Here is a 9,844-nt window from a genome sequence, read left to right on the forward strand (position 1 = left end):
ACGTTCAATGAATCGCAATCGATTCCTATCATTTTTTTACCTACTCACTTTCCTATTATTGTCTCTTACGGCACTTATGGCCCAAGAAGAGAAAACTCCCCAAGAACTATTCATGGAAGACAAAATGGAATGTTATTCCATCGCCACGGAAATTGACGGACAAGAACACCAGAAATCTTTGAAGTGTATTTCTAAAGATTCTATCTGTTACATTATCCAAGGTTTTGCGATGAGTTGTATCCCTCGTACAGGAAGATATCCTGCTGAATTACCCAATCTGATTCCAAAACCGGCCCAACCATAATCGTATAACAGGAGATTTATGAAAATCAAAACAAAAATCAGTGAAATGTTGAAAATTGATCTACCGATCATCGCAGCCCCCATGTTCCTCGTCTCCTACCCGGAGTTAGTGGTAGCAGTTTCCGAAGCGGGAGGAATTGGATGTTTTCCTTCTTTGAACTATAGAACCCCGGAACAACTCCGCGAAGGCATCTTAGAAATTCGTTCCAAAACCAAAAAACCAATCGGGGTCAACCTCATCCTTCACAAAGAACATAATCCCAATTGGGCAAAACAGTTTGAAGTGGTTATGGATTTAAAAGTAGAACTTATCATTACAAGTCTTGGAACTCCGAGAACCATCGCAAAAGAAATCAAATCCAATGGATCCACTTTGTTTTGTGATGTGACCACTTTAAAACATGCAAACATTGTAGCTAAGTCTGGGGCAGATGCTCTCATCGCTGTTTCCCAAGGTGCTGGTGGACACGCCGGTGCCATCACTCCTTTTGCTCTCATTCCTTATCTAAAAAAGGAAGTTGGTTTGCCAGTGATTGCTGCTGGTGCCATCTCTACCGGATCACAAATGGCAGCAGCTTTATCTTTGGGAGCAGATGCAGTTTATATCGGAACTCGATTTATCGCAACACCTGAATCCAAAGCGCAAAGTGAATACAAACAGATGTTAATTGATTCAAGCCCGGATGAAATTGTTTACACAGAAAAAATTTCAGGAATCCCTGCCAATTGGTTATCAAAATCAGTAGAACGTTCCCCTGAAATTTTAGAAGACGGTCCTAAAAAAATTGCGGCTGGTCATGCTGGGGGCGAAAAAGCCATTGAGCAGGAATACAAACGCTGGAGAGACATTTGGTCTGCTGGCCAAGGTGTGGCACAAATCCATGAAGTCAAACCAGCTGGCGAAATCGTAAAAGAGATTGCTAGCGAATACTTGGCAACTGTCAACAATCTTCCTCGCTAAACAAAGATAATGCGAATCGGTCAGATCGACCGGTTCGTTTTGCACCTACTCCCAGAGATTCTGATTCACCTTTTTTAACCCAATCCCCTTTCCGAAATAAATTAAAAACTTAAAATTTGTGAATGGCTTCCATCATTCCTTTGGTATCTAAATAATCATTTGATTTATAAATCATTTTTCCCTCTGGATTGAGGATTAGAAAAAATGGTAAGCCGATTTTCAATTCCGGATAGTTCGGATCATTTGCAAATTCTTCAAAGATAGGATCTGTGTCATAAACCTTCCAAAGAATGGCTTTGTTTTTTAAGGTTTCATTCCATTCTTTATGGGAAAGAGTGAGTTTTTGAAACTCTTTACAGTTCGTACACCAGTCTGCATAAAAATCAATAAATATCGGTTTTCCAGTTTCTTTGGCGAGCTGATACACTTCCTCTTTTGACCGGTTCCATTCTAAATTCCCATGCACTTCTGTGAGCACTGAATTGGATCCCTTACCCGATGACACCAAGGAGAATTTAAAAGTTGCAGGTAGCAAAAGTAGAATAAGAACAACGAGCGAGGTATAGGCTCCCATTTGTAACAATGCGAGTTTCATTTTCTCACAAGGAAGGCCTTCTTTCTTTTGTAAGTAGAGAAAGCCTAATGCCAAAGTCCAAATGAAAAATACTTTTGCCGACAAACTCGAATCCAATCCCCAAAGTTCAAAAGCCTTTTCTAAATAGTTATAAGAAAAATATAAAATGAGGAGGGCAAGAATCCATTGCACCGATTTCATCCACTTACCAGACTTTGGTAAGGCAAAACCAAAAACTCCAATGAGTAAAAAAGGAATCCCAAGACCCAAACCAAAAACAAACATTTTTAAAGAGGTGAAAAGGATCGGCAAAATACTAAAACCTTCCGTTTGGTAAGTAATGAGCTGTACCAAGATAGAAACCACCACAGGTCCTACGCAAGGTGAGGAAAGAAGGCCTGCACCCACCCCCAGAAAAAAAGTATTCGCATAACTTACGTTTACTGAATTTCTTAAATCACCGGAGAAAAAAGGAAAGTATAAAAATTCGGCAACACTCAAACCTAAAATGAATAATAAAATAGCGAGAACCACTAACGTTTCTGGGTAACGCAAAAAAGAATTAAAAGCACCGCCACTGAAACCAGCAATTAGCCCAAATACAGCATACATTGTTGCAAGCCCAATGTAATACACCAGTGGATGAGACCATTTGTGTTTGGAAACACGGGACTTTAAGATACCAGCAGTGATGGGATACAACGGATAGACACAGGGCAAAAGCCCTGCCAAAAGTCCGCCTAAGGCTAAAAAGAAAATACTAAAAAAGGAAAAAGAACCCGAAGACAATTGGGCTTCAATAAAGGATTGGATTTCAGATACCATACACTCTGTCTTAGAACGTAGCTGTGGCTTTCAAAACAATACTTCGATCCAATCTTCCATATTCGGAAATCGGATGCGAAACAGGTTTGGAAAACTGTTCTATATATTCGACACGATTTGATGCCTCCCCGGTACTGTCTACATACCATTTATTTGGATCTCCTTTAGAATCATACGAACGAACTTCCGTATATCCCAAAGCAAGCCGTGCTGATGGGGTGATGAACCATTCCCCAAAGATTTGCCGACTGATATAATAAGATTGGTTCGAATAGAGAGGATCAACAGTTCCTGGTTTGAATCGGAGCCAAGGCTCTCGTTCTACCGTTTCCGTTGTTTGGAGGCCAGGAGCTGGGCCACCTGTGGCAATTTCTCCTCTGGCTACGATACGAAGAGTTCCATTTCCAAGTCCGGCCCAAAGATAGGCTCCGCGACCCGTCGATTCTGCGATTTTCGTAGCTGGTGAGTAAGGAGACAAACGATCTACAATTTCCCCACCCAGACGTTTTTTTACCATTCCTCCAAGGCCTAGGTTTAGGATCTCTCTCCAAACTAGGTGGGATTCGACTGCCACCACCTGTTCTTGGTTTAGGGAAACACTTCCCTGCTTTCTAGTGGCCGGGTTTCCATCACTAGCAAGGCAACTTGTTTTACCTTCTCTACATTCATCACTCGCATAACCGAATGCATTCGATGCTCTTCCCAAAACATGAAGTCCCGTTTTTAGATTTTCGGACCAAGTGGGATCCCATCCTAGTTTACCGATGACATCATATCCTGTATTCGTTGTATTTTGTGTATTGCGGTAACCTTCTCCGTTGACGACAGCGGTTTGGACAGAAAAGGATTTCCAACGAAGTATATAATTGATTCCAAGATCCACTGGATCTTTTGCGAATCCCATGGATTCTAATGGTGACTTATCAAAATAACGCCAATCATAGTTTCCTGACCAAACAGAAAACATATGAGGTAATTCAAACATTCCAAATTGAATTTGGTGTTTTGTATTTCCTAGTTCAAAAGTTTTCGCGATATTTGCTCGCCTAACAAGAAATACATAAGGATTGGACTTATTGCCAGTACCTGCTAAAGTATCATTAGTAAGGGCATCGTTTCGGAGAATTTCTCCCCAAAACTCAGCTTTAATACCCGTGTCTTCCCATTCTTTCGACATTGTAATCATTGTCCAAGGCATTGAAAACCCTGCTTTATCTGATGGAGATAAGTCCGTTGTTCCTGAGGCCTTATCTCGAATGCGGTAGGATGCTGTGGGAGTTAAAATGGCTCCTAGTTTGAGTCCATAGTAGCCATCAGGTTCGTCTTTTTTGGTTGTAACAACTTCTTCACCTAGTATAGGATAGGTGAAGATACAGATAAGAACAAAGAATCGGAAATATAATTTCACTTTTTACCGTAAGTTTCGTCCGGAGTAAAACTAGAATCTTCCCAACCTACAGGTTTATGACAAGGAAGGCATCGAGACAACATTGGCATCTCTTTTCGTTTTTCTCTAAACTTGATGGTAGCACCTTCCTTAGTGATTATATCTTTGTAATCATTTTTTTCAATTTCTGTGGCACCCATTTTCAATGCCCCACCGCTACCTTTTGCAAATTCAGATCCGTTGATATTGACAAGACCTTCACAAACGCAAGTGTAACCTTTTTTTTCCTTCTCTTCGTAAAACACGCCAAAGGCTGTCCCGCGTACACCGGCAGTTGTTGTAGGTGTGGAAACCTCAAAACTGCCTTTTTTGAAATTGCTTACCCGAAACCAGGCTGCCCCTTTTTCAACATAGGCTTTTGCGACTTTATTTTCGGAATTCCATTCTTTCAATGTAAAGTCTGTGTTAGGTTGGATTCGAATTTCCGTTTCTTGGTAGAGGAAATCAACTTTGGATCCATTCCCTGTTTTGATTCTATCGCCGGGTTTTAGGATATCGTTGACTTTCAGTGTCTTCCAAAGTTTGGAAGAATCTGTGGAAGATAAAAAACTGACTTTCCCACGGGTAAACGTTGCCACGGCAAATTCTTCTGCAGAGAGGGAAACGCTGGTCAGGATTAAGGAAGTAAGGATTAGAGAGATTCTGAGGCTCATAATCTCTCTAACAATCATAAGGAAAAAAATTATCAACCGAATTACAGAATTCGGTTGTAGCTTAATTTACCAGGGAATCGAAATTCCCATACCTTTCAGTTTAGTTTCCAATTCTTCACGTTCGCGACTTTTTTTCGCTGTGGTTCCTTGTTCATCTAACAACCCAAATTCGATTGCTTTTTTCTTGGCACCTTCTTTTCCAGAAGTGTTCAGAGCATGGATGATTTCCGCATCATACTGAGTGAGGTTCACCGCATTCAAACGATAATCAACAAAAGCTTCCCAAGCATTTGGAACCCATTTTTGTACGATTTGCTCTCCAATGGTTTTGGCAAACAAACGAACTTCTAATTGTGCATGGTCATCCATTCGAAGTGCCAAAAAATGCAGTAAGTTATGAAGGTCTATTTTCCAATACGCTTCCGTATAAGTTGCGAGTGGTAGATCCTTTCTTGCTTGTTCCCGAGCTACCCCCATCTCCAATCTTTCATTATAAATTTCAGAAGCAAATTTTTGGTATTCCGTTTCTCTTTTTGTTAGGTGGTCACCTTTAGATGATTCTAAATATCCGCTACTCCCTTGTTTGTTTCCCAGTGATTGGATTCGCCATTCTCCAGGAAGTGTGGTTTGTGCGGAGTCGATGGCTACGGAGTAACGCGTAGAGTATTCATTGACATTTGCCATACGGTGGCGAATCCACTGACGCCATGTGTCCATAGGAACACGAACATGTAGCTTTAGTTCGCACATTTCGAAAGGAGTGCTGTGGCGGTGGCGCATCAAATACCGAATGAGACCTCGGTCTTCACTTACCTTTTTTGTGCCTTTTCCGTACGAAACGCGTGCTGCCTGAACGATTGATTCATCAGATCCCATGTAATCAACGAGTCTGACAAATCCGTCGTCCAAAACAGGGAATGGTTTTCCTAAAATAGAGTCTAATTCGGGAACGGAAACTCTTGAAATGGATTCGAAATCAGATTGTTGCATATTAGCTTTATTTTTTAGTTCACAGGCAGATGAAAAGTCGAAAATAGAGTTATAGCGTACCGTATCGCCTTATAAATAGAAAGGATGCTAAATGGCACTTGAAGAAAATTCGTTGGAAGATCGTTTGATCAAAATTTCCTCCCGAGACAGCAATAAAAGTCTCATGGTGAACCCGGACAAAATCTATATTTTTCCGGTCCCAAAAACGACGTTCCAATTTTTGGAAAATATTTGGCAGTCTTTCACAAATAAAATGGTTTCTCTCGTGGACTTCAACGATGACCCCATTTTTAATTTTTCGATTTTTGAAGTCATCGACCAAGATGAAATGAAAATTGTGGCTACTGCCACTCACTTCAAACTGAAAGAAATTGCGGAGCGTCGTCGTATCCCTGGGATCGAAGAATACATTAAAAAATCTCGCCCCATCCACTTGGGAGATCCGCGTAACGAATCAGCAGGATTCATTCGTAAGTCCATCATTGATTTCAATAAGGGCCTAAGACCGGAAGTCATCTTCATCAATTTGAAACAGCAAGAAATCCATCCTGAGAAAAAAGTTTTACTCTCAGAAACCATGAACCATGCGATTGGAATTCCTCTTTTTGTGAACGAAAACCCTATTGGGATTTTGTGGGGAATAACCAAAGATCCGATTCCGGAAGACAAAATTCGTCCGCTCACTCTCCAACTCTATTCTTTGTTTGATGTGATCGAATTTGTTGTGGCAAAGGAAATGGAATCAGGTAACGACCATTACATTGCCCAAAAGAATATCGAAAAGGCCGATACTGTTTCTAATTCTAGAAACTTATTTTATACCACAACCAAAGACCAAAAAGAACCGGTCACATCCATTATATTCAAATCTCACCAATACAACATTGAATATAGAATGGATGCCTCTTTTATCATACCAACTACTGATGGTTATGCGGTATCCCTCAAAAGTTTTACTCCTGAAAAACTAAACAATACAGGTAAGAACCTATTACTGATTCCTGGATTTTTCTGCCGGCGTTCCGTGATGGACAAACTGGCAAAAGAACTTGCACTTAAATATGGATACCGAGTTTTCCTAATGGATATGCGAGGAAGGTCCAGACAAACCATGCCTAAACATGGAAAAAAAGAAGGATGGACGGTTGATAATTACATCCAAGATGATTTTCCAGAAATCCTTCGTTGGATTCGTTGGCATTATCCCAGTGAAAGAACTGTTGTTCTTGGTCACAGTATGGGGGGAATGATTCCTCGTTTTTATGTTTCTTCTTATGAAAAAATCAAAGAACTCAAAGAAGAATTCAATTTACCCCAACCAGAAGAATACATTGCGGGGATTGTTTCCATCACTTCGCCTAACTACATTAGTTTGAAATCCAACTTCATTGGATTGGATACTTTGAAACGTGGATTCAGTTTGCTTCCACACAAAATGATTTCCGATATGATTTTGAGTATGGCAAGTTTTTCCATGCAAGCCACCATCCAAACCATTGACTTAAAAAAGTTCTTTAAATTGATTCTAAACCTACATTCCAGTTTAAGAAGTTTTAGTTACAATATTGGAACCAAAGTTTTAACTATCAAAGACTTTGTGGGTTATAAAGAAATCACACCTCCCGAGTGGTACTTTCTCATGGAAGATGTGTTTTGCGAAGAATCGGTTTCTGTGATTATGCAATTTTTCCAAAGCCAAATCTCCAATGAGAGAAGTTTCTGGTCCAATGACGGTCGCATCAATTATACTGAAAACTTCTTAAACAATTTCAATATGCCCATTTACAGTGTGGTAGGTACGGTTGATAAAATTGTTCCAGAAGAAAGTCTCACAGAACTGAAAGACCTAAAATCAGAAAACAAGGTGATCACTTATTATGAACAAGGTCACCTTGGGATTATCTTTCACGGGGAAACGGTTAGAAAGATTTGTAAAGGGATCGATGAATGGATCCAAGGTTTAAAATAATCTAAATTCCCCTAACGACCGCTAAACCGGTTGCGAATGAGTTCCATCTCTTTTTGGAGAGTGGCATCGCGACCGGCCAGGAAATAGGCCCCTCTTACAGGAATACTTGTAATCTCCGAATCTTCCTTTATGGTCACCACGGTTCCTGGAATCTTTGGTTCCAAAGTGTAAGACCAAGACCCGCGCATTTTAAAACTCGCATCTGTGAGTTCAATTTTCCAACGTTTGTTTGGTATGAATTCGCGAAGTTCAAAAATCATATACCCACCCATATCTGGTGTTTCTTCCCACTTCGTCACAGTCCCGTCAGGTCTAGTTTCCAAAATTTTGATAGCGACCACTTCCTTTCTGCGATTCGGAAGGTCTTTAATGTCGGTAACATAGTTCCAAATGTCTTCCGGTTCTGCCTTTAGCCATTCACTGGTTTCCGCATGAAATTTGGGATCTTGGAAATAACCCACGGCTAAAAAAAGAACAACAAGCCCGATGAGTAAAAAACTGGTTCCAAAAGCAAAGAGAACAATTCGTTTCATAACTTTTTTTCTTGCTAAGTCTTCCAATGATCAATCATAATCTTTTCCACAATGCATGCAAATGAAGAGTTAATTCAAAAGTTTTACACAGCCTTCCAAAACAAGGATGGCCAGACTATGGTCTCCCTTTACCATCCCGATATCGAATTCCAAGATCCTGCCTTTGGTCATTTGAAAGGGAAGGAAGCGGTGGCTATGTGGCTTATGTTAATCGAAAAAAGTCAAAATCTAACCATTCGTTTTTCTAATATCAAAGCAGATGATAACAAAGGTTCAGCAGACTGGGAAGCGGATTATAGTTTTAGCAAAACCGGTAGAACGATACAAAATAAAATCCATGCAAATTTTACATTTAAAGAAGGAAAGATCCTCATCCACAAAGATCATTTTTCCATGTGGAAATGGTTAGGAATGGCTATGGGTCCTGTTGGTTATTTTCTTGGTTGGTGGCCGGCTCTTGGAAACAAAGTAAAGAAGGAAGCATTGACTGGCTTACAATTGTATATGAAACGCAAACGAATGTAGTTTTTTGTATAGGGAAGGGAGCACTCTTCCCTATGAATAATTTCAAAGGATTCCTAATGCAAGGAATTCATCTACGGGTTTGGCATATTGGAAAGTCCACCCGCATTGACTACGTCAGTATATCCGACGGATTCCAAAAAAGATTTCGCACTTCCACTCCGACCACCAGAAGCACAATACACAATGATGGCTCGGTTCTTATCCCCAAATTCATCCAGGCGTTTCGATACCTGATCTACTGGAATATTGATGGCTCCGGGAAAATGAGCTGACTGGAATTCTGTGACTGTCCTTACATCGACCACGAGAGCTCCGCCATCAATTTTTTCTTTTAATTGGGATTGGTTTGCACCTAACGAAGATTTTAATTTATAAACGATAAAAACAACACAAACAATTACTAATACGATGATGACAATTCGATTCAAAACTAAACTCCTACTTTGTTAGAATAGACGAAGGAAATAGAATCATTGGGACCGAGTTCACGAAAAAAACAAGAATAATAACCTGTATGGCAAGCCGCACCGATTTGGCCTGTAATGTATTGGATAAAAAATGGATTCGAATGTACATAGATGGCAGATAAATTTTGAAGGTGGCCGGACTCTTCTCCTTTCACCCACTTTCCATTCCGAGACCGACTGAAGTAAGTTCCAAGTCCTGATTCCACTGCTGACAAAAGACTTTCCTTTTTTCCCCAAGCCAACATCAAATCCTTTCCAGAAAGGTCCTGTGCCAAAAATGGAGAAAGGGGTGGGATGGTTTCTTGAAAGGCCTTCCACTCTTCTTCCGTGAATTTCAATTTTCCCGATTCCCATAACAAACGTTTGGTTTCTAAATTGAGACTCGGGTCAATTTCTAATAAAGCATCTTCATCGCAATCAACAAACAATTGTTTTTTTCCAAACTCAAAACGATCTACAAAGTCTTGAGCTTCTTTAGAACCAACCACCCGTAAACTGACTTCGTTAGAATCTAAGGAAGGTTTGGAAATGATTGTGATTTCTTTGCCTGAGGGAAGTTGGATCATACACTTGTCTCCACAGATAAAATATCCGTAG

11 protein-coding genes are annotated in these 9,844 nt (G+C 40.3%); 4 read left to right on the top strand and 7 right to left on the bottom strand.

Annotated features, from left to right (window positions below; genetic code table 11):
* The first annotated feature begins 7 nt into the window (after positions 1–7).
* Entirely contained in the window at positions 8–304 is a 297-nt protein-coding gene (locus JWG41_RS14505; protein ID WP_205270639.1) for a hypothetical protein, read from the top strand.
* Between the two features lie 18 nt (positions 305–322).
* Positions 323–1,264, top strand: coding sequence for an NAD(P)H-dependent flavin oxidoreductase (locus tag JWG41_RS14510; RefSeq protein ID WP_205270640.1), 942 nt, complete (start codon positions 323–325; stop codon positions 1,262–1,264).
* 109 nt (positions 1,265–1,373) lie between these two features.
* Here the strand turns inward: JWG41_RS14510 and JWG41_RS14515 are convergent, their stop codons facing one another.
* The 4 genes from JWG41_RS14515 to thyX are packed head-to-tail and all read right to left on the bottom strand — an operon-like array spanning position 1,374 to position 5,753.
* Positions 1,374–2,663, bottom strand: coding sequence for a protein-disulfide reductase DsbD family protein (locus JWG41_RS14515; RefSeq protein WP_205270641.1), 1,290 nt, complete (start codon positions 2,661–2,663; stop codon positions 1,374–1,376).
* A 10-nt stretch (positions 2,664–2,673) separates the two neighbouring features.
* On the bottom strand, positions 2,674–4,071 hold the full coding sequence (locus JWG41_RS14520) for a hypothetical protein (protein ID WP_205270642.1): 1,398 nt from the start codon (positions 4,069–4,071) through the stop codon (positions 2,674–2,676).
* Positions 4,068–4,781: a FecR family protein gene (locus tag JWG41_RS14525; protein ID WP_205270643.1), complete on the bottom strand. Its 714-nt coding sequence runs from the start codon at positions 4,779–4,781 to the stop codon at positions 4,068–4,070. The genes JWG41_RS14520 and JWG41_RS14525 overlap by 4 nt, the downstream gene beginning before the upstream one ends.
* 48 nt (positions 4,782–4,829) lie before the next feature.
* A complete protein-coding gene (gene thyX / locus JWG41_RS14530) occupies positions 4,830–5,753 on the bottom strand; it encodes an FAD-dependent thymidylate synthase (protein ID WP_205270644.1) in 924 nt (307 codons plus the stop codon).
* A gap of 91 nt (positions 5,754–5,844) precedes the next feature.
* On the opposite strand from thyX, the gene JWG41_RS14535 reads away from it, so the two are divergent.
* The gene (locus JWG41_RS14535) at positions 5,845–7,722 is read left to right on the top strand and encodes an alpha/beta fold hydrolase (RefSeq protein WP_205270645.1); all 1,878 of its coding nucleotides are present in this window, start codon (positions 5,845–5,847) and stop codon (positions 7,720–7,722) included.
* An 11-nt stretch (positions 7,723–7,733) separates the two neighbouring features.
* On the opposite strand, the gene JWG41_RS14540 is transcribed toward JWG41_RS14535, so the two are convergent.
* Positions 7,734–8,255: an SRPBCC family protein gene (locus JWG41_RS14540; RefSeq protein ID WP_205270646.1), complete on the bottom strand. Its 522-nt coding sequence runs from the start codon at positions 8,253–8,255 to the stop codon at positions 7,734–7,736.
* Positions 8,256–8,306: 51 nt separating this feature from the next.
* On the opposite strand from JWG41_RS14540, the gene JWG41_RS14545 reads away from it, so the two are divergent.
* Positions 8,307–8,780, top strand: coding sequence for a nuclear transport factor 2 family protein (locus JWG41_RS14545; protein ID WP_205270647.1), 474 nt, complete (start codon positions 8,307–8,309; stop codon positions 8,778–8,780).
* 71 nt (positions 8,781–8,851) lie between these two features.
* On the opposite strand, the gene JWG41_RS14550 is transcribed toward JWG41_RS14545, so the two are convergent.
* Positions 8,852–9,208, bottom strand: a complete 357-nt coding sequence (locus tag JWG41_RS14550; protein WP_205270648.1) for a rhodanese-like domain-containing protein — start codon at positions 9,206–9,208, stop codon at positions 8,852–8,854.
* Positions 9,209–9,210: 2 nt separating this feature from the next.
* The coding region (locus JWG41_RS14555) for a phosphoribosyl-AMP cyclohydrolase (protein WP_232374021.1) at positions 9,211–9,844 on the bottom strand (634 nt) is incomplete at its 5' end.

Origin of the sequence: Leptospira chreensis, from assembly GCF_016919165.1 — a bacterium.
Taxonomy (GTDB): Bacteria; Spirochaetota; Leptospiria; order Leptospirales; family Leptospiraceae; genus Leptospira_A; species Leptospira_A chreensis.

Bases quoted from the DNA above. Each gene is read 5' to 3' on its own strand.
- JWG41_RS14505 (WP_205270639.1), top strand. From the start codon at position 8: ATGAATCGCAATCGATTCCTATCATTTTTTTACCTACTCACTTTCCTA.
- JWG41_RS14525 (WP_205270643.1), bottom strand. From the start codon at position 4,781: ATGATTGTTAGAGAGATTATGAGCCTCAGAATCTCTCTAATCCTTACT.
- JWG41_RS14515 (WP_205270641.1), bottom strand. From the start codon at position 2,663: ATGGTATCTGAAATCCAATCCTTTATTGAAGCCCAATTGTCTTCGGGT.
- JWG41_RS14535 (WP_205270645.1), top strand. From the start codon at position 5,845: ATGGCACTTGAAGAAAATTCGTTGGAAGATCGTTTGATCAAAATTTCC.
- JWG41_RS14540 (WP_205270646.1), bottom strand. From the start codon at position 8,255: ATGAAACGAATTGTTCTCTTTGCTTTTGGAACCAGTTTTTTACTCATC.
- thyX (WP_205270644.1), bottom strand. From the start codon at position 5,753: ATGCAACAATCTGATTTCGAATCCATTTCAAGAGTTTCCGTTCCCGAA.
- JWG41_RS14545 (WP_205270647.1), top strand. From the start codon at position 8,307: ATGCATGCAAATGAAGAGTTAATTCAAAAGTTTTACACAGCCTTCCAA.
- JWG41_RS14510 (WP_205270640.1), top strand. From the start codon at position 323: ATGAAAATCAAAACAAAAATCAGTGAAATGTTGAAAATTGATCTACCG.